This is a genomic window from Streptomyces sp. NPDC006691 (assembly GCF_042869955.1).
In the GTDB taxonomy this organism is placed as follows: Bacteria; Actinomycetota; Actinomycetes; order Streptomycetales; family Streptomycetaceae; genus Streptomyces.
In genome coordinates, this window is the sequence record NZ_JBIAGW010000024.1 from 55,925 (window position 1) to 77,463 (window position 21,539).

General features: G+C 70.4%; 19 protein-coding genes. 9 read left to right on the top strand and 10 right to left on the bottom strand.

From position 1 onward, the window contains the following. Positions 1-17: 17 nt before the first annotated feature. Positions 18-1,184 carry an acyl-CoA dehydrogenase family protein gene (locus ACFYNP_RS33870; protein WP_267907176.1) on the top strand — a complete coding sequence of 389 codons (1,167 nt, stop codon included), beginning with the start codon at positions 18-20 and terminating at the stop codon, positions 1,182-1,184. A gap of 686 nt (positions 1,185-1,870) precedes the next feature. Here ACFYNP_RS33870 and ACFYNP_RS33875 read toward each other — a convergent pair. Genes ACFYNP_RS33875 through ACFYNP_RS33885 form a run of 3 tightly spaced genes read right to left on the bottom strand, consistent with a single transcriptional unit; the run spans position 1,871 to position 2,516 of the window. Next, a complete protein-coding gene (locus ACFYNP_RS33875) occupies positions 1,871-2,071 on the bottom strand; it encodes a hypothetical protein (RefSeq protein WP_388790993.1) in 201 nt (66 codons plus the stop codon). Next, complete coding sequence (locus ACFYNP_RS33880) at positions 2,068-2,304, bottom strand: hypothetical protein (RefSeq protein ID WP_388790995.1); 237 nt, start codon at positions 2,302-2,304, stop codon at positions 2,068-2,070. Before ACFYNP_RS33880 ends, ACFYNP_RS33875 begins: the two co-directional genes overlap by 4 nt. Continuing rightward, the gene (locus ACFYNP_RS33885) at positions 2,301-2,516 is read right to left on the bottom strand and encodes a hypothetical protein (protein ID WP_388790997.1); all 216 of its coding nucleotides are present in this window, start codon (positions 2,514-2,516) and stop codon (positions 2,301-2,303) included. Before ACFYNP_RS33885 ends, ACFYNP_RS33880 begins: the two co-directional genes overlap by 4 nt. A 137-nt stretch (positions 2,517-2,653) precedes the next feature. Here ACFYNP_RS33885 and ACFYNP_RS33890 point away from each other — a divergent pair, with 137 nt between their 5' ends. Genes ACFYNP_RS33890 through ACFYNP_RS33900 form a run of 3 tightly spaced genes read left to right on the top strand, consistent with a single transcriptional unit; the run spans position 2,654 to position 4,301 of the window. Next, positions 2,654-2,923, top strand: coding sequence for a hypothetical protein (locus ACFYNP_RS33890; RefSeq protein WP_388790999.1), 270 nt, complete (start codon positions 2,654-2,656; stop codon positions 2,921-2,923). Next, positions 2,895-3,422, top strand: a complete 528-nt coding sequence (locus ACFYNP_RS33895; RefSeq protein WP_388791001.1) for a DUF6879 family protein — start codon at positions 2,895-2,897, stop codon at positions 3,420-3,422. The genes ACFYNP_RS33890 and ACFYNP_RS33895 overlap by 29 nt, the downstream gene beginning before the upstream one ends. An 18-nt stretch (positions 3,423-3,440) precedes the next feature. Continuing rightward, the gene (locus tag ACFYNP_RS33900) at positions 3,441-4,301 is read left to right on the top strand and encodes a helix-turn-helix domain-containing protein (protein WP_388791003.1); all 861 of its coding nucleotides are present in this window, start codon (positions 3,441-3,443) and stop codon (positions 4,299-4,301) included. 98 nt (positions 4,302-4,399) lie between these two features. On the opposite strand, the gene ACFYNP_RS33905 is transcribed toward ACFYNP_RS33900, so the two are convergent. Further along, positions 4,400-5,665 carry an LPXTG cell wall anchor domain-containing protein gene (locus tag ACFYNP_RS33905; RefSeq protein WP_388791005.1) on the bottom strand — a complete coding sequence of 422 codons (1,266 nt, stop codon included), beginning with the start codon at positions 5,663-5,665 and terminating at the stop codon, positions 4,400-4,402. Positions 5,666-5,966: 301 nt separating this feature from the next. Continuing rightward, positions 5,967-7,268, bottom strand: coding sequence for an LCP family protein (locus ACFYNP_RS33910; RefSeq protein WP_388416402.1), 1,302 nt, complete (start codon positions 7,266-7,268; stop codon positions 5,967-5,969). A 118-nt stretch (positions 7,269-7,386) separates the two neighbouring features. Between ACFYNP_RS33910 and ACFYNP_RS33915 the strand changes: the two genes are divergently transcribed. Next, entirely contained in the window at positions 7,387-7,911 is a 525-nt protein-coding gene (locus ACFYNP_RS33915; protein ID WP_388416399.1) for an acyl-CoA thioesterase, read from the top strand. A 200-nt stretch (positions 7,912-8,111) separates the two neighbouring features. On the opposite strand, the gene ACFYNP_RS33920 is transcribed toward ACFYNP_RS33915, so the two are convergent. After that, entirely contained in the window at positions 8,112-9,527 is a 1,416-nt protein-coding gene (locus ACFYNP_RS33920; protein ID WP_388416830.1) for an LCP family protein, read from the bottom strand. A gap of 203 nt (positions 9,528-9,730) precedes the next feature. Between ACFYNP_RS33920 and ACFYNP_RS33925 the strand changes: the two genes are divergently transcribed. After that, positions 9,731-10,747 carry a glycosyltransferase family 2 protein gene (locus ACFYNP_RS33925; protein ID WP_388416396.1) on the top strand — a complete coding sequence of 339 codons (1,017 nt, stop codon included), beginning with the start codon at positions 9,731-9,733 and terminating at the stop codon, positions 10,745-10,747. A gap of 93 nt (positions 10,748-10,840) precedes the next feature. On the opposite strand, the gene ACFYNP_RS33930 is transcribed toward ACFYNP_RS33925, so the two are convergent. The 4 genes from ACFYNP_RS33930 to ACFYNP_RS33945 form a co-directional block, all read right to left on the bottom strand. Next, the gene (locus ACFYNP_RS33930) at positions 10,841-12,646 is read right to left on the bottom strand and encodes an LCP family protein (RefSeq protein WP_388791007.1); all 1,806 of its coding nucleotides are present in this window, start codon (positions 12,644-12,646) and stop codon (positions 10,841-10,843) included. 57 nt (positions 12,647-12,703) lie between these two features. Then, a complete protein-coding gene (locus ACFYNP_RS33935) occupies positions 12,704-14,440 on the bottom strand; it encodes an LCP family protein (protein WP_388791009.1) in 1,737 nt (578 codons plus the stop codon). A 229-nt stretch (positions 14,441-14,669) separates the two neighbouring features. Continuing rightward, on the bottom strand, positions 14,670-16,226 hold the full coding sequence (locus ACFYNP_RS33940; RefSeq protein WP_388791011.1) for an LCP family protein: 1,557 nt from the start codon (positions 16,224-16,226) through the stop codon (positions 14,670-14,672). Between the two features lie 207 nt (positions 16,227-16,433). After that, positions 16,434-17,186 (bottom strand): TIGR03089 family protein, encoded by a 753-nt coding sequence (locus ACFYNP_RS33945; protein ID WP_388791013.1) that lies wholly within the window; start codon positions 17,184-17,186, stop codon positions 16,434-16,436. A 128-nt stretch (positions 17,187-17,314) separates the two neighbouring features. Here ACFYNP_RS33945 and ACFYNP_RS33950 point away from each other — a divergent pair, with 128 nt between their 5' ends. The 3 genes from ACFYNP_RS33950 to ACFYNP_RS33960 all read left to right on the top strand — a co-directional run bounded on the left by ACFYNP_RS33950 (position 17,315) and on the right by ACFYNP_RS33960 (position 21,525). After that, positions 17,315-18,628: a peptidoglycan recognition protein gene (locus ACFYNP_RS33950; protein WP_388791015.1), complete on the top strand. Its 1,314-nt coding sequence runs from the start codon at positions 17,315-17,317 to the stop codon at positions 18,626-18,628. Positions 18,629-18,734: 106 nt separating this feature from the next. After that, complete coding sequence (locus tag ACFYNP_RS33955) at positions 18,735-19,817, top strand: sugar phosphate nucleotidyltransferase (protein WP_388791017.1); 1,083 nt, start codon at positions 18,735-18,737, stop codon at positions 19,815-19,817. 718 nt (positions 19,818-20,535) lie between these two features. After that, the gene (locus ACFYNP_RS33960) at positions 20,536-21,525 is read left to right on the top strand and encodes a DNA-3-methyladenine glycosylase family protein (protein ID WP_388791019.1); all 990 of its coding nucleotides are present in this window, start codon (positions 20,536-20,538) and stop codon (positions 21,523-21,525) included. Positions 21,526-21,539 lie beyond the last annotated feature (14 nt).

A 21,539-nucleotide genomic window follows, 5' to 3' on the forward strand; every position in this document is an offset into this window, starting at 1 on the left:
TTGGGGAGTGAGAGACCTTGGCCGGAACGGCTGGCAACTCGGAGTTCGACCTGTACCGCCCGTCCGAGGAGCACGACATGCTCCGCGACGCCATCCGCTCGCTCTCCGAGGCCAAGATCGGCCCGTACGCGGCCGAGGTCGACGAGCAGGCCCGCTTCCCCCGGGAGGCGCTCGACGCGCTGGTCGCCAACGACCTGCACGCCGTGCACGTGCCGGAGGAGTACGGCGGCGCGGGCGCCGACGCGCTCGCGACCGTCATCGTGATCGAGGAGGTCGCGCGGGTCTGCGCCTCCTCCTCCCTCATCCCCGCCGTCAACAAGCTGGGCTCGCTGCCGGTGATCCTCTCCGGTTCCGAGGAGCTGAAGAAGAAGTACCTGGGCCCGCTGGCCAAGGGCGAGGGCATGTTCTCGTACTGCCTCTCCGAGCCGGACGCCGGTTCGGACGCGGCCGGCATGAAGACGAAGGCCGTCCGCGACGGGGACTTCTGGGTCCTCAACGGCGTGAAGCGCTGGATCACCAACGCCGGTGAGAGCGAGTACTACACGGTCATGGCCGTGACCGACCCGGAGAAGCGCTCGAAGGGCATCAGCGCCTTCGTCGTGGAGAAGTCGGACGAGGGCGTCTCCTTCGGCGCCCCGGAGAAGAAGCTCGGCATCAAGGGCTCGCCGACCCGCGAGGTCTACCTGGACAACGTCCGCATCCCCGCCGACCGCATGATCGGCGAGGAGGGCACGGGCTTCGCGACCGCCATGAAGACCCTGGACCACACCCGCATCACCATCGCGGCCCAGGCCCTCGGCATCGCGCAGGGCGCCCTCGACTACGCCAAGGGCTACGTCCAGGAGCGCAAGCAGTTCGGCAAGGCGATCGCCGACTTCCAGGGCATCCAGTTCATGCTGGCCGACATGGCCATGAAGCTGGAGGCCGCCCGCCAGCTCACCTACTCGGCCGCCGCCAAGTCCGAGCGCCTCGACTCCGACCTGACGTTCTTCGGCGCCGCCGCCAAGTGCTTCGCCTCCGACGTCGCCATGGAGATCACCACCGACGCCGTCCAGCTCCTCGGTGGCTACGGCTACACCCGCGACTACCCGGTCGAGCGCATGATGCGCGATGCCAAGATCACGCAGATTTATGAAGGTACGAATCAGGTCCAGCGCATCGTGATGTCCCGCAACCTGCCGTAGCGGGGTTGTCGCAGGTCAGATTCCCTCTCGGGTGATCGAGGAGCGGCTGTCGGCTTCCTGTCCGTTCGGGTCCGTTCGGGTCCGTTCGGGGGTATTGCTGGGCGTCATGCTGGGGGAATCCTGGGCGGACACCGAGCGCAGAACCAGCTCTGAACTGCGTAAACGCGAAGGCCCCCAGCTTGATGCAGGGGGCCTTTCGTATGGGCCGGGTCAGGCGACTTGGTCTCGCTCGGTGGGGTCGTCCCCGTCGCACGAAGAGGCCCCGCCACCCTGACGAGAGAAAGGGGGGCGGGGTGGATTCCCTCACCACCGCAGGCACGTGCAGGTACCTGCTATGGCACCCCGTTGGGGCGGACCGGGCCGGGAGCCTGAGCGTGTCTTCTCAGTGAGGGGACACGACCTGTCCCTCCTCGCAGGTGTCCGGTCGGGGGAATGAGGCCCGCTCCTGCCACACCGCGCCGCCGCGACCTTGGAGAGAGCGGGAGCATCAAGGACGGACCGTCGTTACACGTCGCAGTCACACGTCCAGTAGTCGTATACGTGCCACGTCCTGTGATCGACGACGATGCGACATCGGACGCCGTAGCAAACTTGGCAGTGGATCTTCCGGCTCGCAGGAGCCTTATCCACATACCTGTCGAAGAACTCCACCATGGGCTGATAACGCGGGTCGGTCCATGCCTCGGTCACTGGCGGGCGTCGAGAAAGCGAAGTGCCACCCCACGACGGCGAACCTCCGCCATGAACGCGAAGGGGCCCAGCCCCCGAGCACCGGTGGTGATGTGGGAACCGTTCTCAGCGGCGATGCTCAACGCCAGCCGGTACAGCTCGACCATCGTCTCGTCAGGACTCAGCTCCTCCGGCGCGTACGCCGCCTGCTGGCTCATGAAGGGCCGATGTTGTCGAGGCTCCCGACCCTGATCACGTCCGCCAGCTTCGCGGCCAGATCGGCGGGCAACTGCCCCACGTCCACCCACGCCGCCCCTCTGCGGTTCACCATCGGCCGCAGATGCATGCCCTGAGTCTCACCGGCCCCCATGTCACTCAGGGCCGTTCTGAGCGTGTCCGTGGCATCCTGCGCGCGATCCCACGCCGCACGCCATTCCTGCATGTCCATCATCGACGGCCCCGCTTCGCGTGCGGGTGGTTTCGCACCTCCGCCGCAGCGTCGTAGGCGTCACTCCACCTCTGGGCCGTCTTGGCCTCCTCCAACTCCTTCACGAGTGCCGTACACACCCCACAAGCCTCGGCCGGCGCGCAGTCGTACAGAAAGGCTTCCACCGCCCCGGGCAACTCCACCGGCGGCTGTAGGTACTTCAACGGAGTAGTCATGACTTCCCCTCACGCATCGTTGCGGTGGGTCCCAGTCTGGGAAGGCTGGTGGCGCCAAAGAACCCGTGTTGCGGGATGTTGCGCGAATCCCTTAGTTCCCGTGACCGTCACTGTCTCGCTCCGGCACAGTGAGTGCCGTGAACAGCACGCAACGACTCTCTCCAGGGAGGCGCACTGTGGGTTACACCTTCATCGGCAAAGATCCCGAGTCGGGCGAAGAGGGCTGTCCGGCCGTGTGGGTAGACGATGACCGGCGGCTTCTTGTTCAAGGCCGTCACGCGGACGTCGAGGCCCTGTCTCGAACGATCGAGGACTCACCCCGAGCAGACGATGAGTCACTGATCGTTCTCGAACCGAGGATGATCCCGCTTCTCAAGGGTGTCGCAGAGTCCATCGAGGTTCGCTGAACTCCTCGGCCAGACTCACCGCTACGCCCTCCATCTCGAAACCCGAGACTCCTACGCCGTACCCGGCGAGTCGCCTCGGTTCGATGCCTGGCTGGCAGGGGAGCGCACGGACTGGGAGGACCGCGAGTCTTGGTGGAGCAACTGGCACACCATGGTCAGGGAAGCCACGGAACGTGGGGTTGCCGTGCGTCGGGCCAGGGTGATCGGTGAACCCGCCTCGGACTACATCAGGTGGGAGCACTTCATCACTTACGGCAACGTCGCTTGCGGCGAGGATGTTCGTTGGCTTCCACGCCGTCAGGCTTCGGACCTTTCCTTGCCCGGCAACGACGTGTGGATCTTCGACGACAAGATCGTTCAGTTCAACGTCTTCGACGGCAACAGCCGTTGGACGCACACAGACTTCAGCGAGGATGCTGCCGTAATCGCGAGATGCACGGCGATGTTCGAAGCAGTCTGGAAACGGGCCGTCCCGCACGACAAGTACACGATCGCCTAACAGAACAGCGGCCAGTCGATGACCTCTCCACTGTCCACGTCTCAAGCGGCGCACAAGGCAGTTGCTGAACGCCTCAACCGCATGATGCAGGAGGCTGAGCTATCGGGGGCTCAACTGGCCGCTATCTGCGGCTGGCACAGGGCCAAGACGCATCGCATCGTCCAGATGAAGGCGTTGCCGAAGCCTGCTGACATCCGGGCATGGTGTGCTGCCTGTGGCCGCCCTGAAGAAGCCGATGCGATCATCGAGACGTCGCGGAACGCGAGGAACCTGTATGCCGAGTGGAAACAGGTCTACAAGGCGCGTGGCGGCATGGCTCAGACGCAGCGCACAACCGACCTCTACCGCGAAACCCAGATGTTCCGCGTCTACAGCGGAAACGTCTACCCGGGCATGCTCCAAACACCCGAGTACAGCCGTTCAATCCTCCGCAAGCTCCAACGGTTCTTCTCGCTGCCCGACGAAGTGGAGGCGGCTGTTGAGGCCCGACAGGAGCGATCTCACGGAGTCCTGCACGAGGGGCGCCACGTGCTCTCCGTCGTGATGGAAGAAGCAACCCTCTATGTGTCGATCCTCCCTGGCAACCTGCACGCCGAGCAGCTTCGGTACATGCTCTCCGTCACGGGCCGTCCGAACGTGTCGTTCGGGATCATTCCCTCCTACGCGCCTCGCGAGATCTGGCCTATCGAGACCTTCTATGCCTTCGACTCGGAGGAGGTGCGCGTCGAGACGCTGACGGCCCAGGTGAAGGTGACGAGCCGCCACGAGGTGCAGGAGTACCTACGGGCTTTTGCCTCCCTGTCACGCAGCGCTGTCTATGGGGACACGGCGCGACAGCTACTCCACAAGGCCATCCGGACCGCTGAAGGAACGCCCTAGGAGCGAGGCCGCAACCTGCCGTAATCGCGGGCGAGTTGGGGAAGGGCCCGCATCCGGCGCATGCCACGGATGCGGGCCCTTCGGCTCTGCTGGGACCGTCAGGTCCGGTTGGCGGCCCTGCGGCGGCGGGTGACGAAGACCGCGCCGGCGCCGAGCACCACGGCCGCGCCGCCCGCGAGGGCCAGCTGGGGCATGGCGGAGGACGAACCGGTGCTGGCGAGCGCCCCGGTGGCCGGGGTGCCGGTGGTGTTCAGCGGAGTGGCCGCGGACCCGCCCTGCGCGGTGGGCGTCGAGCCGCCCCCGGTCGGCTTGGTGCCCGGCTCCGGACGGTTCTTGTCGTCGGTCGGCTGCGGCTTCGCGGCGTCGCCGTCCGGCTTGCTGCCGGCGGTGAGCACCTTGAACCCGTAGCCCTTCATCGGGCCCTGGACGCAGGGGTTGTACTGGTCGGAGGCGTCGCCCGCGATCAGCGCGTCGCCGTGGCCGGCCGGAGCCTTGGCGTCGACGGTGAGACGGATCTTCACCTCGATCGCGGAGCCCGGCTTCACGGCCGTCTGCGAGGCGACCCAGCCGGGCTCGTCCGGCAGTTCCTTCCACACCGACCCGTCGAGCCACTGGGCCTTGGCCTGCTGTGCGTGGACGAAGAACAGCGGGTGCAGGTCGAGCGTGCGGTCGGTGCCGTTGGAGACCTGGAACGAGAAGTCGACCGAGGTGCCCGCGACGACCTGCGCCGGCAGCCCCTTCAGCTGGGAGGAGAGCGCGGGCAGCCGGACGCACTCCTTGGCGGTCTTGAGCGCCGCGTCGGCTGTGTCCTTGGCCTTCTGCGCGCTTTCCTTCGCCGTGCGCGCCGCCTTCAGCTTCCTCATGGCGGCGATCCGGAGGTCGGCGAGGGCGTTCCCCTCGCTCTTCTTCTCGGCCTCGGCCGTCGTCAGCGCCGTGGCCGCCTCCGCGGCGGTGGCCTCGGCGTCGGTGACTGCCTTCCGGGCGGCCTCCTTCTCTTCGGCGCCGGCGGTCTCGGGGAGCGCGGCGAGCTTGGCCTTCGCCTCGCTCACCGACTGATCGGCCGTGTCCTTGGCCTCCTTGGCCTTCTTGGCGGCGGCGATCGCGTCAAGGAACGCCTTGGCCTCGGGGGCGTCGTCCTCCATGACGCGGTTGACGAAGGACTCCTGGTCGGCCACGGCCCCGGCGGCGTCGTCGTACGCCTTCGCCGCGTCGGCGGCTGCCTTCTTCAGTTCCTCGAACGTGGGCTTCTGCGTCTGCGCGGCGGGCTTCGTGCCGGCGGCGAACGCGGGAGACACCGAGAGCAGCACGGCCGGGGCGGTCACGGCGGCGGCGACGGTGGTGGCGAGAATGCGGCGGATATTCAAGTGAGCCCTTTTCTGGGTCCGAAATTCTGTGCCGTTCGCGCCGCGGTGGGTTCACGCCGCGCGACGGAAGTGATCGTAGGACCGGAAAGGGGGAGCGAGAAAGGCAATTCCTCGGTACCTAAAAGTAGTAGACCGTACTCCGCAGGAATCAACCGCCGCGAAACGGGACAGTTGTCCTCGATTCCTGTGTCTTTACTGTGAGGCATGTCATGCGGGTGGCGCATCGGCCCGGCGGTCGCGAAAAGGCCCGGGCCGCCGCGTCGAAACGCGGGGCCCGGGCCCAACTGCCGTTCGGGGCGGCCTACTTGACCGTCACCTTGTCGTCGTTCTTCAGCTCGCTCACCAGCTGCGTGACCTTCGGCTTGTCCCACAGCAGCGAGGTCTGGGGGCCGTCGCCCGCGACCGGCATGTTCATCGAGATGCCGTCGCCGCCGGTGATGCCCTTCATCGCCCAGAACATCGAGCCCAGGTCGAACAGGCTCATGTCCTTGTCGACGATCAGCGTGTCCAGGCCCGCGCCCATCACCGGGTACAGCTTGAACGGGTTGAGGATCGTCGTCGGGGTCGCGGTCTGGGCGGCGAGCGCGGAAAGGAACTTCTGCTGGTTCTTCGTGCGCTCCAGGTCGCCGGCGGCATATCCGTGCCGGTTGCGGACGAAAGCCAGGGCCTGCTGGCCGTCGAGGGTCTGCTTTCCCTTCTTGAAGTCCGCGCCGGAGTCCTTGTCCTTGATGTCCTGCGGGATGTCGAGCTCGACCCCGCCGACCGCGTCCACGATGTTGGCGAACCCGGCGAAGCCGATCTCCGCGTAGTGGTCGATGTGCAGGCCGGTGTTGGCCTCGACGGTGCGCACGAGCAGCTCGGGACCGTCGATGGAGAAGGCCGCGTTCAGCTTGTTCTTGCCCGGGGAGGGGAACGACTTGCCGGACTGGGAGCCCTTGAAGCTGGGGATCGTCACCCAGGAGTCGCGCGGCAGCGAGACCATCGTGTTCCCGTTGTCGCCGACGTGCAGCAGGATCATCGAGTCCGTCCGCTTGCCCTCGGCGGAGCCGGTGTGCAGCTTCTTCTTCTCGTCGGCGGACATGCCGTCGCGGGAGTCGGAGCCGACGATGAGGTAGTTGGTGCCCTTGCCCGTGTCCGGCCGGTCGATGACCTTGGACAGGTCGACCTCGCGGCGCACCTTGCCGTCCGCCCAGAAGTACGTGGCGACCGAGGTGATCAGGAGCACGGCGACCAGGGCCAGCACCCCGACGGTGATGCGCTTGCGCCAGTTCGGCGCCGCGCCGGGCCGCCGGCCGCCGCCGCGCCGCGGCCCCCGGGGCCCGTCCGGCCCGCCGGGTCCGGCCGGGCCGCGGCCGGCGGGGCTGCCGTAGACATGGCCCTCGCTGTAGCCGCTGTCGTACGAGCCCTGGCTGGGCACGCCCGGGGCGTAGCCGGGCTGCTGTCCGTAGCCGTCGTCGTACGCGGGCTGCTGCTGGGGGACGGGCCGCTGCACGTGCCGCATCCGGCGCGCGCCCTCGGGCTGCGCGGCGGAGCTGCCGCGGCCGTAGGCGTCCTCACCGTTTCCGCGGGCGTTGCCATTGCGGGCGTCGGGCCATTCGTTCATGCGGACCAGCATGCACGGCGGCCCCCGGCGCCCGACAGGGCAGGGGGTATTTCGGAGCAGGGCTGTTGCACAGCTGATGCAATGAGCCGGAAATCGTATGGCGCCTAAAGTAGAACGCATGACTGATCTTCCGGGCAAGCCGACCTCGGCCTCCCGAACCACCCTGAGCCACATCATGACCAGCCACGACACCAACCTCCTGGGCACGGTGCACGGCGGCGTGATCATGAAGCTGGTGGACGACGCGGCGGGCGCGGTCGCCGGGCGGCACTCGGGCGGTCCGGCGGTCACCGCGTCGATGGACGAGATGGCGTTCCTCATGCCGGTCAGGGTCGGAGACCTGGTGCATGTGAAGGCCCAGGTCAACTGGACCGGCCGGTCCTCCATGGAGGTCGGCGTACGCGTCCTGGCCGAGCGCTGGAACGAGTCCACCCCGGCCCAGCAGGTGGGCTCCGCCTACCTCGTCTTCGCGGCGGTCGACGCCGACGGCAAGCCCCGCCCGGTGCCGCCGGTGATCCCGGAGACCGAGCGCGACGAGCGCCGCTACCAGGAGGCCCAGATCCGCCGCACCCACCGGCTCGCCCGGCGCCGCGCGATCATGGACCTGCGCGAGAAGCGCGCCGCCGAGGGCCTGGACGACTAGCCCGCGCGCAGCCGGACGCCGGCCCGCAGCCGGACGCCGGCCCGCAGCCGGATGCCGGCCCGCAGCCGGATGCCGGCCCGCAGCCGGATGCCGGCCCGCAGCCGGATGCCGGCCCGCAGCCGGATGCCGGCCCCGGGCCGGGGACCGGGCGCGGGCCGGGGACCGGGCGCGGCCCGCGCACACCTGGCCGTACCCGCAGGTCAGGGGCAGACCACCCGGTCGCCGGTGACCGTGCCGAAGTCGCCCTGCGGCTGCTCCTCCGCCCGTACCGGCACGACGTCCTTGAAGTCCGCGCCCGCCGTCACCTTCATCGTGGCGCCGAGCCCCTTGACCGCGCGCAGCTCACTGCCCGGCAGGGCGAGCGCGAGGGACTTCGCCGAGCGGTCCCAGCGCGGGTCGTACTCGATCAGGGTGCGGCGCATGTCGAGGTTGGCGCTGGCCCGGGGCGCGCCGGTGGTCTTGAAGCCGGTGGCGTGCAACGCGTCGTCCACCCGGCGGCCGAGCCCGTCGGTGCGGGTCCCGTTGAAGACCTGCACCCTGATCTGGTCCGGGGCGACCTCGACGATCGAGCCCGGCGCCTTCTGCGGCTCCGGCGGCTTCGCGTCCTTGGCGGCCGGTTTCGGGGCGGGCTTCGGCGGGGCGTGCGGGGCCAGCGGCTGGTCGTCGTGGAGCAGCTGGAACAACTTCTTGGACTTCGCCTCGTCCCACTTCACGGTCGAGCCGATGCCCTTGATCTGCACGCCGAGCTGCCCCAGCGGCACCGTGGTGAAGTCCGACGAGGAGGGCGTGAAGCCCTTCATCGCGGCGGTGAAGCTCAGCATCTCCTCGACCCCGAAGCCCTCGTCGGCCCGTACCGAGGAGAGCAGGGACTGGGCGACCTCGCGGAACTTCACCGGGTTCAGGAGCACCCCGTTGCTCGTGGCCTTCGCCAGGAGCGCGGCGAGGAAGCGCTGCTGGCGCTGCATCCTGCCGAGGTCGGCGGAGCCGTCGGTGTGCCGGGAGCGCACGTACTGGAGCGCCTCGCCGCCGCCCAGTTGGTGGGTGCCGGCCGTCAGGTCGAGGCCGGTGTAGGAGTCCTTCATGGGGCGGGCCGTGCAGATCTGCACACCGCCGACGACGTCGACCGTCTTCATGAAGCTGGTGAAGTCGACCTCCAGATAGTGGTCGATCTTCAGGCCCGTCATGTTCTCGACGGTGCGCACGGTGAGCGAGGGCCCGCCCTCGGCGTAGGCCGCGTTCAGCTTCACCGGGTGCTGGGGGTGGTGCTGGCCGGTGGCCTCGTCGGTGTGCTCGGGGACCTCGGCGTAGGAGTCGCGCGGCAGGCTCACCACGCTGACCCGGTCCCGGTCCGCCGACACGTGCACCATCATGATCGTGTCGGTGCAGTGGCAGGGCGCCCCGCCGAGCCGGTACTTCTGCTTCTCCTCCGGCGTGATCTTGTCGCGCCCGTCGGTGCCGACCAGCAGGATGTTGGTGCCGCGGCTGCCCTGCGGCCGGTTCTTCATGTCCCGGAACGGGTCCACCCGGCCGATTCCGCCGTCCAGGCTGGTCACCACTGCATGGCCGACCCCGCCCGCGCCGAGCACCAGGACGGACAGGGTGGTCGCGAGCCGCATGCCCCAGCGGGGGCGCTCGTCCTGCTGTCTGCTGCGGGGCTTTCCGGGTCGTACGGGGCGCGGGCGGGGCGGCGTGGGCACGGGGGACCTCCGCGGGTGCGACAGGGGGATCTTGAGCACCGTAGGCCCATACGATCAGCTACCCCGTGCACCGCCCGGCCGCCGCGCGACCTTGTCCCCCGTTCGCGGTAACGTGACCACCGATGAACGCCACGCCTGCTGTTTCCGTGATCATGCCGGTTCTCAATGAGGAGCGGCATCTGCGCAACTCGGTCCGTCACATCCTGGAGCAGGAGTACGAGGGCGAGATGGAGGTGGTGATCGCGCTCGGCCCGTCCACGGACCGCACCGACGAGATCGCCGCCGAGCTGGTGCGCGAGGACCCCCGCGTCCACACCGTGCCCAACCCCACCGGGCGCACGCCCGCGGCCCTGAACGCCGCCATCAAGGCCTCCCGCCACCCGATCGTGGTGCGCGTCGACGGCCACGGCATGCTCTCGCAGCACTACATCGCCACGGCCGTACGCCTCCTGGAGGAGACCGGCGCGATGAACGTCGGCGGCATCATGCACGCCGAGGGCGAGAACGCCTGGGAGGACGCGGTCGCCGCCGCGATGACCTCGAAGATCGGCGTCGGCAACGCCGCCTTCCACACCGGAGGCGCGGCAGGACCCGCCGAGACGGTGTATCTCGGCGTCTTCCGACGTGAGGCCCTGGAGCAACAGGGCGGCTACAACGTGGAGTTCATCCGCGCCCAGGACTGGGAGCTGAACTTCCGGATCAGGGAGGCCGGCGGCCTCATCTGGTTCTCGCCCGAGCTCAAGGTCCAGTACCGGCCGCGTCCTTCGGTGAAGGCGCTCGCCAAGCAGTACAAGGACTACGGGCGTTGGCGCCATGTGGTGGCCCGCTACCACGAGGGCTCCATCAACCTGCGCTACCTGGCGCCGCCGACCGCCGTGTGCGCGATCGCCGCGGGCGTCGTGGTGGGCGCGCTGCTCACGCCGTGGGGGTTCGTCGTTCCGGCCGGGTACCTGGCCGCGATCGCCGCGGGCTCGCTGCCGGCCGGCAAGGGGCTCTCGCTCAAGGCCCGCGCGCAGATCCCGGTGGCGCTCGCCACCATGCACATGTCGTGGGGCTTCGGCTTCCTCACCAGTCCGAAGGCGCTGGCGCGCAAGGTCATCGCGAGCCGCCGCCCGGCCGTGCGGACCACGTCCGTCTGACCCGTACGGACGGGCGGAAAGGGGGCGCCCGGTGCTTGAAAGCACCGGGCGCCCCCTCGTGTGTGCGGGCCCGCGACCGGGCCCATCGGCCGGCTAGAAGCGGTAGGGCGCGTAGACCTCCATGCACGCGCCCTTGTCGGCGCCGTTGACCGCCTCGGTGCCCTTGAGCGGGTCGGCGGCCTTCGGGTCCTGCTTGGGATAGCTGGTCCCGGTGCGCCAGTCGCCGCCGACCACCAGGGTCAGGCCCTTGACGTCGGAGGCCTTGACCGCGCTCGCGGGCAGGCCGAGCGCGGTCGCGACCGACTCCGCGTCCGACTTGCCCTGGGCGCCGGCGCCCTGGGGATAGTCGACCTCGCTGGTCGAAGCCGGGTCGCTGGTGCCCGTCGCGGCCTTCGTGAAGCCCTTGGCCTTGAGGGCGTTGACGACCTCGGTGGCCCGGCCCTTGACCGCCGTGCGGCCGCCGGTTCCGGTGCCGTTGACCACGCTCACGGCGAGCGAGCCGGGGGCCGCGGCGGCCGGGCCCTTGGCGGGCGGGGCGGCGGGCTTGCCGTCGTCCTTGCCGTCCAGCGGCTTGTCGTCGCGCAGCAGCGCCCACAGCGCGTCGGCCTTGGCCTTGTCCGGGATGACGTGGGATTCCGGGTCCTTGGGGTCGGGCAGCCTCGGCATGGTCAGCATGTTGATGCGGTCCATGGGGATGTCCTTGAGCTCCATGCCCAGGTCGAACAGCTTCTTGACGGTGCCGAGTTCCGAGGAGACCTGGAGCGACTTGGTCGCCGTCTCGGCGATGTCCATCAGACGGCCCGTGTCGGTGAACGCGTTCTGGTCCTTGAGGTTGCGGATCACCGAGTTCATGTACATGTGCTGGGCCTCGGAGCGGCCGATGTCACTGCCGAAGGCGTGCCGGGTGCGCAGCCATTGCAGGGCCTGCTCGCCCTTCACCGTGTGGTTGCCCGCGGTGAGGTGCAGGTGCGAGCCGCCGGGCTGGAGCTTGGTGGGGTGGTCGTCGATGTTCTGCTTCACACAGACGTCCGCGCCGCCGACCGCGTCCGAGATGGCCACGACACCGGCGAAGTCGACCATCATCCAGTGGTCGATGTAGATGCCGGTCAGCTTCTCCCAGGTGTCCAGGACGCAGCCCGCGCCGCCGCGCCCGAGCGCCTCGTTGATGATGGCGTTGGTGGGCGGATTGACCTTGTTCTTCGTGGTGTCCTTGCACTCGGGCACGTCCACCCGGGCGTCGCGCGGGATGCTCACGACCGAGGCGTTCTTGCGGTCGGCCGAGACGTGCAGCAGCATCTGCACGTCCGCGTGCGGATCGCCGCCCCGGTCCTGCTTGGCGCCGCCGAGCGCGACGTTCTCGTCCGAGTTCCGGCTGTCCGAGCCGATCAGAAGGATGTTCAGCGGGGTCTGGCCCTGGGCGTTGGGCGCGGCCTTCTTGGCGTCGCTGCCGCCCGCACTGCGGTCGCCCTTGCGGATGTTGGCGTTGAGGTGCTGGTAGTAGAGGTATCCGGCGCCGGCCGTCCCGAGTATGAGGAACGCGAGTGCCACCGCGCTCCACTTCAGTATGCGGTGCCTGGGCTTCTTGCCGCGTCTGCGCGACCCGCCACGGCGGCGCCCGCCGGAGCCTTGATCACCGGAGCCCTGATCACCGGAAACCGCGTCACCGGAAACCGCGTCACCGGAACCCGCGCCGCCGGAACCCGGCTCGCCGGAATCCGCCGAGCCCCCGGGCGTGCCGGAGCCGCCCGGCGCGGCCGACTGGCCGGGCACGGCCGAGCCCCCGCCCCCTTCGGCGCCGCCGGACGCGTCGTTCCCGTACAGGCTCTCGTCCCAGCCGAGTTCGCCCGCGCGCTCCACGCGTCCGTGCGACCCCTCCCCGCGCACGCTGTTTCTGCCCACCCCGATACCCCCCTGTTGTTCAGACTCCCCCTGAGGCCCGGTCGGGCCGTGAGTCTGCTATTTGGCGCACACCGACTTGTCGGCTTCGACCTTCTGGATGCCCTCCGGTGCCTTGGCCGGAGCGCCGATGGGTGTTCCCGCCTGCTTGAAGTCGGGCCCGAGGGTCAGCACCATCGCCTCCTTGCCCACCGCGTCCTTCGTGCCCGGCTTCAGGGCCGAGGCGGGCAGGCCGAGCAGATCCGCGAGCTTGCGGGCCTGGTCGGCCTGGTTCGGCGCGTACGCCAGGACCGTGGCGGGCACCTTCTGCGGTGCGTTGGAGCCGTTGCTCGACTTGAGCACGCTCTGCTGGTTCTGGAGCCAGGTGACCATGAGACCCGCGGAGCCCGCCGCCGCGCCGCCGTTGAGCACGGTGACCCGTACGTCCGAGGCCTTCGCGCGGGGGCCGTTGAGGCGGGCGGCCTGCTCGGCATCGGCCGCGCTCTTGGACGCCGCCTCCTTCTTCTTCACCTCGGTGAGCGAGGTGTCGGCGCGCATCATCGCGAACAGCGCGTCGGACTTCGTCGGGTCGGGCACGACCGTGATGTGCTTCTTGCCCTCGGCCGGGTTGTCGATGACCGGCAGCGTGGCGAAGGTGATGTTCTTGGCGTCGATCTTGCCGAGGACCTGGGCGAGATCGGTCAGCTTCTTGATGCTGCCTATCCCCGAGTCGACCGTGAGCGCCTTGGTCGCCGCGTCCGCGAGCCCGTACATCTTGGTCGGGCTGCCCAGGGTGTCGTCCGACTTCATCTGCCGGATCATCGAGCCGATGAATTGCTGCTGCTGCTTGATCCGGTCGAGGTCGCTCTCGTTGCCGAAGCTGTGCCGGGTCCGTACGAACGCCAGGGCCTGCTCGCCCTTCACGACGCTCTGACCGGCCGGCAGCTTCAGATGCGACTTGGGGTCGTTGACCGGCTTCTCCAGGCAGACCTTGACGCCGCCGACGGCGGAGGACAGCTGCTTGACGGCGTTGAAGTCGGCCATCATGAAGTGGTCGACGGTGAGCCCGGTGAGCTGCTTGACCGTGCGCATCGTGCAGCCCGGGTCACGGCCCTCCTGGCCCAGGCTGGTGTTGAACCGTACGTTCTTCTCGCCCGGCACCGTCTTGGTGGTGCCGTCCTTCTGCTTGGTCGGGCAGGCCGGGATGTCGGTGATCATGTCGCGGGGGATGGACATCGCGGTCGCGTTGGTCCGGTCCGCCGAGACATGGAAGAGGATGTTGGTGTCGGCGTGGCCCTCGCTGCCCGCGTCGCCGTAGCCCTCGTTGCCCGCGCCGGTGCGCTTGTCGGTGCCGATGACCAGGATGTTGAACGCTCCGTCGGGCACCGAGCTCTTGCTGCCCGCGTCACCGACGTCGACGGTGTTGATGTTGCCGTTGAAGTGCTGGTAGAGCCAGTACGCGCCACCCGCGCCGACGACGAGGACGAAGCCCATCACGCCGCCCGTCCACAGCAGCACCTTCTTCTTGCGGGCCGCTTTCGGCTTGCGCTTGCGGCGGCCCTGGGCGTCGGGGGACTCCCCGGCCGGGGCCTTGCCGGCCCGGCGGTTGCGCTGCCCGGGCACCTCGCGGCGTCCGGAACGTTCCGGCTGCTCGGTCCTTCTGGTGGAACTCCGACCCGAGGATGACCGGCCGGTACCGGAATTCGACTGCGTTCCGGAAGGGTTCAGTCGCAATTCGTAAGTGCCGGTTTCCGGGTTGAGGACCCACTGGTCTGCGGGGTCGACGTCATCGGCCCGCCCACGGCTCTGCGCATCCACGGTTGCTTCTGTCCTCCGTCGGTGCCGAGTCGCTTCCCCCAAAGCGCTCAATCGTTCGCTCCTGCAGTGCACGGCCCGTCGGCCGGTAGCACCGGATCGCGTCACACTATCTGGCCAGTTCGGCCGTGAGCGACGGCCGTGACAAATTGCACGCCCTTTATAACCGGGCATTTGGCACCAATTCGTTGACGGGCACGCGGAATTCACAGGTCTCCCACCCGCGCGCCGCCTAGCCGCACATGCCGGAGGCGGCATCCGTACCCGAGTAGACGGGTGGGGCCGAGGGGCTGGACGAAGGGTCCGGATCGTCCGGCTTGTTGTCCTGGCCGTCCCCCTTCTCCGTCCCCTCCTTCGCCTTCTCCTTCTCCTTGGCCTTCTCCACGTCCGTCGCGGCCACCACCTTGATCGGCAGGTCGTCGCGCACCTGCTTGAAGAGCCGGTCCGCGTCCGGCTGTACGAGCTCGTCGCGGTTGCCGTCGTAGACATAAGGCTGTCGCGGAACGGTCAAAAAGTGGATGTTCTCGGTCGGAATGTCACGCATCGAGCGCACCAGGTCGTACAGATCCCCGAGGGTGTTGAGCCCGGGGTCGGTGGTCAGCGACTTGGTCGCCGCGTCCAGAACCGGATAGAGCCGGGCCGGATTGAGCAACACCCCGTTGCTCTGGACCTTCTTCACCAGCGAACCGAGGAACTGCTGCTGCCGGTCCATGCGTTGGGTGTCGCTGCCGTCCCCGAAGCCGTGCCGGGAACGGACGAAGCCGAGTGCCTGCTCACCGCGCAGGGTCTGGCGTCCGGCCGGGAGCTTGAGGTGGGCCCGGCGGTCGTCGACCGGGTCCTTCAGGCAGACCTCGACGCCGTCCACCGCGTCGACCATGTCCTTGAACCCGCTGAAGTCGACGACGATGTGGTGATCGATGCGTACCCCGGTCATCTTCTCGACCGTACGGATCGTGCAGGCGGCGCCGCCGATCTCGAACGCCGAGTTGAACTGGGCGAATTGGGCCTTGGTGCTGCCGCCGTCCGGCCGGCCGCAGGCGGGGATGTCCGCCATCAGGTCGCGCGGCAGCGAGACGGCGGTGGCGCTGCGCCGGTCGGCCGCGAGGTGCAGCAGGATCGTGGTGTCCGAGCGCTGGCTGCCGCCGTCGTCCCTGCCGTAGGCGGAGTTGCTGCCCGCGCGGGAGTCCGAGCCGATGAGCAGCAGGTTCTGAGCGTCGTGCACGACGGCGGCGGGCCGGTCGTGCTCGTACTTGTCCAGCTCGTGCGCGGCCGTGGTGTCCGTCTGGATGTTGCCGTCGAGCTTCCGGTAGAACCACCAGCCGGTCCCGGCCGCCGCGAGGACGACGACGGAGACGCCCAGCGCGGTCCAACGCAGCCAGTGGCGACGGCCCTTGGCCTCTGCGGCGGGGGCGTCGATGTCCTCGCCGGGGGCGCCGGTCTCGGCGGCGGTGTTTGGCTCGCCGGTCTCGCCGGTCTCGCCGGTCTCGACGGGTTCGGCGGGTTCGGCGGGTTCGGCGGCGGTGCTGGGCTCGACGGACTCGACAGTCTCGGCGGGCTCGACGGGCTTGACGGGCTTGACGGGCTCGACGAGTTCGGCGTTCTTGGTGGTATCGCCGGTCTCGCCGGTCTCGCCGGTCTCGTCGGCCTCCTCGGCCTCGCCGGTCACGTCGGCCGGGTGGGGCTCGCCCGCCGTTTCGGTCTCCCCGGTCGTGAGGCCGTCGGACGGCGGTGGCTGCTCGGCCCCGGCCGGCTCCTCCGGTTCGGGGGGCGTGCCAGCACTGTCGGTCACGTCGGCGTCCATCCTCACGGGCCATCACGGGAGTCGGCGGGCGCATCGCGCCGCCGGGCACCCCGGTAGACGGCCGAATCGCACGCATGGTTGTGCGTACGGTCGATCATCTACCGCGGGTGCCGCCGGAGCCCGGGGGCCGGGCCCGGGGTGGGGCCACAAGGGTGGAGATCGGTGCGGGGACCGTGCGGAGTCACGGGCCCGCGGTCACAGCGAGCGGTGGGTGACCCGCTCGCTCTCGGCCCGCTTCTCCAGGCCGTCATCGGCCAGTTGGGCCAGGTTGCGGCACAGGACCACCGAGCCGCCGGAGGCGAGCGGGGCGTACAGGCCGCTCGCCAGACCCGCCCAGCCGTCGTACCCGAGGGCCGAGAGGAGCCGTGAGCCGGAGCCGAGTCCGAGCTGCGCGGCCTCGGCGCGGGCCCGGGCCACGAGCTCGTCGGCGCTCAGCTCCTCGCCGTCCACGGCGAGCGCGGGGGCGTCCGGGTCCACGGGCGAGAACGGCGCGAAACGGTCGCCCTGGCTCGGCACCTCGACGGCGTAGTCGGCGAACCCGGCGGGCGGCTGCGGGAAGCGGCCGCCGAGCGGGCGCAGCGCGAGCGCCACCCGCTCCCCGGTGCAGGCGCGGGCCTCCTCCAGGGTGTCGGGACCGCTGACGACGAGGTCGGCCGCGCCCGGGTCACCGCCGATCTCCACGGTCACGCCCACCGAGTGGCAGGCCATCAGCCACACGGCGCTCTGCCAGTGCGCGGGCAGCAGCAGCGCGAGCCGGTCACCGGGCTCGGCGGCGAGATCGCCCTGGAGCAGATTCGCGGTCTTGGCCACCCAATTGGCGAAGGTGGCGACGGACAGTTCCACGCGCTCGCCCGTGGCGTCGTCGTAGAACGTGATGAGGGGGCGGCCCGGGTCCGCGGCGAGCGCGGATCGCAGCAGGTCGGCAGGGGTGCGGTCGCTGGCGTTCACGCGGGCAAGGCTACGTGGCGCGCCCGCGCGGCACCGGCGGAGGTGGCCCCGGCGCGTACACCGGTTGGCCGACGGAGCGTCAGATCACCCATGGACAGATTTATTGACATATGTACACGATCGTCAGCATGCGTAGCTTCCTTGCGTCTTCGATCGGAGTGGCCGCCGTAGCGGCCCTCGCCCTCCCCATGGCGGCCACGGCGCCCGTCGCGGCCTCGCCCGCCGTCGCGCCGCCGGCCACGGCGGAACTCGCCGGTTCCACCCAGTCGCTGCCGATGGCGCCGCTGCCCGGCCAGGATCGCGCGGCGGGCGACGCCTCCCAGGAGGGCCTGGCCCAGCGGGAAGTGCGGCCGTTCTCCTTGGTCGGGGTGGTCTGGGACAACGCCGAGGACGAACTGCACGGCAGCGTCCAGGTGCGCACCCGGGCCCGTGCCGCCGGCACTTGGTCGGCCTGGCAGGACCTGGAGACCCACAACCACGACCACGGCGCCGACCCCGGCACCGCCGAGGCGGCCGGCCCGCTGCACGGCTCCACCGCGCCGCTGTGGGTGGGCGACTCGGACGCGGTCGAGGCACGCGTACGGGCCGAGGACGCCGAGGGCGAGCCGCTGCCCAGGGGGCTCCGCCTCGACCTGGTGGACCCGGGGGCCGACCCCGCCGAGGGCGACGCGGACGACAGCGGCCGGGCGCTGCGGGAGCCCGATGTGCTGCCCGCACTCGACAGCACCGCGAGCCGCGTCGAGGCGGCGGGGACGAGCAGGGCGGTCGAGGCGGCCGGGGCGAGCGGGGCGGTCGAGGCGGCCGGGGCGAGCGGCGCCGAGGCCGCCCGGCCGTACGTCGGGGCACGGCCGCGCATCATCACGCGCAAGGGCTGGGGCGCCGACGAGCGGCTGCGCGAGCGCGGCTTCGTCTACACCAACAGCGTCAAGGTCGCCTTCGTCCACCACACGGCGTCGGGCAACGGTTACAGCTGCGCCCAGGCGCCTTCCGTGCTGCGCAGTATCTACCGCTACCACGTGAAGAGCAGCGGCTGGCGGGACATCGGCTACAACTTCGCGGTCGACAAGTGCGGAAACATCTACGAGGGCCGGGCCGGGGGTGTGGCCAAGGCGGTGATGGGCGCGCACACGCTGGGGTTCAACACCAACAGCACCGGCATCGCGGTCCTCGGCACCTACTCGAACACCAACCCCTCGGCCGCCGCGCTCAAGGCCGTCGAGCAACTCGCGGCCTGGAAACTGGGTCTGTACGGGGTGAACCCGGCGGGCAAGAGCACCCTCGTGTCCGGCGGCGGCAACCGCTACAAGAAGGGGCGCAGTGTCAGGTTCAACGCCATCGCCGGCCACCGCGACGGCTTCGCCACCGACTGCCCGGGGGCGCGCCTGTACGGCAGGCTCGGCAGCGCCCGTACCACGGCGGCCCACTTCCAGGGCCGGCGCTGACCCGGTGTGAGCAGCCGGGTGGTCTGCATACACTGGCCGGCCGGGCGTTGCGCGGAAAACCCGACGGAACGCCGAGGCCGGCCCCAGCAGGAAGCAGAGACGACAGGTGACAGAAGCGATCCTCCTGGTCGGCGGCAAGGGCACCAGGCTGCGCCCGCTCACCGTGAACACGCCCAAGCCGATGGTCCCCGCGGCGGGCGTGCCCTTCCTCACCCATCAGCTGGCCCGGGCCCGTGCGGCGGGCGTCGACCACATCGTCCTGGCGACGTCGTACCTGGCCGAGGTGTTCGAGCCGTACTTCGGGGACGGATCCTCGCTCGGCCTCTCCATCGAGTACGTCACGGAGGACGAACCGCTCGGCACGGGAGGGGCGATCCGCAACGTGGCCTCGCGGCTGCGTTCCGGGCCCGACGAGCCGGTGTTGATCTTCAACGGTGACATCCTGACGGGCCTGGACATCCGAGCCCTCGTGGACACCCACCGCTCGTCCGGCGCGGACGTCTCCCTGCACCTGACCCGGGTCGACGACCCGAGGGCGTTCGGCCTGGTCCCGACCGACCCGACCGGCCGGGTCACGGCGTTCCTGGAGAAGCCGCAGACGCCGGAGGAGATCGTCACGGACCAGATCAACGCGGGGGCATACGTGTTCCGGCGCTCGGTCATTGACGAGATCCCGGCGGGCCGGCCGGTCTCCGTCGAGCGGGAGACCTTCCCCGGGCTGCTCGCGCGGGGCGCCCACCTCCAGGGGATGGTCGACTCGACGTACTGGCTGGACCTCGGCACTCCCCAGGCCTTCGTCCGCGGCTCGGCCGACCTGGTGCTCGGCCGCGCGCCTTCGCCCGCGGTACCGGGCCGCTGCGGCGACCGGCTGGTCCTGCCGACCGCGCAGGTCGCCCCCGACGCGAAGCTGACGGGCGGGACGGTGGTGGGCCACGGGGCGGTGGTGGGCGAGGGCGCGCGCATCGTGGGCAGCACGATCCTGGCCGACGCGGTCGTCGAGCCCGGCGCGGTGATCACGGACTCGCTCGTCGGGGCGGGGGCGCGGATCGGGGCGCGGACGGTGCTGTCCGGGGCGGTCGTCGGGGACGGCGCGCGGGTGGGCCCCGACAATGAGCTCCGCGAGGGGGTGCGGGTGTGGTGCGACGCGCTCCTCCCCGCGGCCTCCCTCCGCTTCTCCTCGGACCAGTAGCCCCCCTGGGCTCCGCCCCCAACCTCCCGGCCTCTGCCCCGCCCCTGGGCTCCGCCGCGCCACCCTTCCTGGGCCCTGCCCCGGCCCTGGGCTCCGCCGCGCCGACCTTCCTGGGCCCTGGGCCCTCCGGGGTTGTGGGCCGGGGCTCCGCCCCGGACCCAGGGTCTTGCCCCTCCCCGCCCCTTCCCTAGACCCTCCGGGGGTGGAATGGGGGTGGGTGGGCTTCCGGTGCTTGCGCCCGGGCCTGCTGATTCGCTTGCGACCGTGCGTGGCTGGTCGCGCAGTTCCCCGCGCCCCCAACCCTCTTTCGGCTGCGCAGCGTGCCCGCTTCTTGCGCGGTTCCTCGCGCCCCCCTCAAGGCCTGGTGCTGCCGGGCGCAGAGCGCTTCGGTCCGGCCGGCCGGGCTGGGTGGTGCTCTTCTAGGAGCTGCGCCCCGGGCCCGCTGGTTGCCTGCGGACCGTGCGTGGTTGGTCGCGCAGTCCCCGCGCCCCTGGCGGTACCGGTGCTGGGGCACCTACAGCCCGTCCGGCGTTTGAGGACGAGCGCCCTTGAGGCGCGACGGGGGTCTGGGGGCGGAGCCCCCGGGGCCGGAACCTACCAGCGCGGGGTTGCGGGCGGGCGGGTGGGCAAATGGGCCCGGGGTCTGGGGCGGAGCCCCAGGGTGCTGGCCCACCCCGAGCCCCCCCGCCCCCCGGAGGGACCCCGTACCCTCGGAAGGGTGGCAGGACGATTCACCCCCCGCACCGGCCCCGGCAGCCGCCCCGAAGGCCGCCCCAGCCGCATCCCCACCCCCCGCCCCGCAGGGAGGACCCGGACCTGGGCCCCACGACGCGGCCCGCTCGACCTTGCCCTCACACTGGGCCCCCTCCGGCGCGGCCAGGGCGACCCCACCTACCGCACCACTCCCGACGGCGCGCACTGGCGCACCTCCAGGACCCCCGCCGGCCCCGCGACCCTGAGGGTCACGGCGGCCCAGGGCACGGCCCACGCCGAGGCCTGGGGCGAGGGTGCGGAGTGGATCCTCGATCAACTCCCCGTCCTGCTCGGCGAGTTGGACGACCCCGACGCCTTCACCCCCCGGCACCGTTTCCTCGCGGAGACCCACCGCAACCGGCCAGGCCTGCGCCTGACCCGTACCGGACTCGTCATGGAGTCCCTGATCCCCTCGGTCCTTGAGCAGAAGGTCACCACGACGGAGGCGTACCGCGCCTGGAGGCTCCTGGTGCGCGGGTTCGGCGAGCCCGCCCCCGGCGCCCCCGAGGGCATGTACGTCATGCCCGACGCCCGGACCTGGGCGCTGATCCCGTCCTGGGAGTGGCACCGAGCCGGCGTCGACTCCAAGAGGTCGGACACCGTCATGCGCGCGGTGCGGGTGGCCCGCCGCATGGAGGAGGCCGCGACGATGGACCAGTACAAGGCCGCCGAGCGGCTCCAGCTGATCCCCGGCATCGGCCCCTGGACGGCCGCCGAAACCCTCCAACGGGCCATCGGCGCGGCCGACTTGGTGACCGTCGGCGACTTCCACCTGCCCGGCATCATCGGCCACGCCCTCGGCGGCAACCGGCACGCCGACGACGACGAGATGCTGGCCCTGCTCGAACCGTACGCGGGCCAGCGCCACCGGGCCGCCCGCCTGATCCTGCTCAGCGGACGCACCCCGGCGCGCCGTGCCCCACGTCTTCAGCCCAACAACATCGCGGTGCTGTAAGGGAGTTGAGGACC

Coding starts and splice junctions, on each gene's coding strand:
- ACFYNP_RS33880 (WP_388790995.1), bottom strand. CDS start 2,304: ATGATGGACATGCAGGAATGGCGTGCGGCGTGGGATCGCGCGCAGGAT.
- ACFYNP_RS33900 (WP_388791003.1), top strand. CDS start 3,441: ATGACCTCTCCACTGTCCACGTCTCAAGCGGCGCACAAGGCAGTTGCT.
- ACFYNP_RS33875 (WP_388790993.1), bottom strand. CDS start 2,071: ATGAGCCAGCAGGCGGCGTACGCGCCGGAGGAGCTGAGTCCTGACGAG.
- ACFYNP_RS33950 (WP_388791015.1), top strand. CDS start 17,315: ATGCGTAGCTTCCTTGCGTCTTCGATCGGAGTGGCCGCCGTAGCGGCC.
- ACFYNP_RS33920 (WP_388416830.1), bottom strand. CDS start 9,527: ATGCGGCTCGCGACCACCCTGTCCGTCCTGGTGCTCGGCGCGGGCGGG.
- ACFYNP_RS33910 (WP_388416402.1), bottom strand. CDS start 7,268: ATGAACGAATGGCCCGACGCCCGCAATGGCAACGCCCGCGGAAACGGT.
- ACFYNP_RS33925 (WP_388416396.1), top strand. CDS start 9,731: ATGAACGCCACGCCTGCTGTTTCCGTGATCATGCCGGTTCTCAATGAG.
- ACFYNP_RS33915 (WP_388416399.1), top strand. CDS start 7,387: ATGACTGATCTTCCGGGCAAGCCGACCTCGGCCTCCCGAACCACCCTG.
- ACFYNP_RS33885 (WP_388790997.1), bottom strand. CDS start 2,516: ATGACTACTCCGTTGAAGTACCTACAGCCGCCGGTGGAGTTGCCCGGG.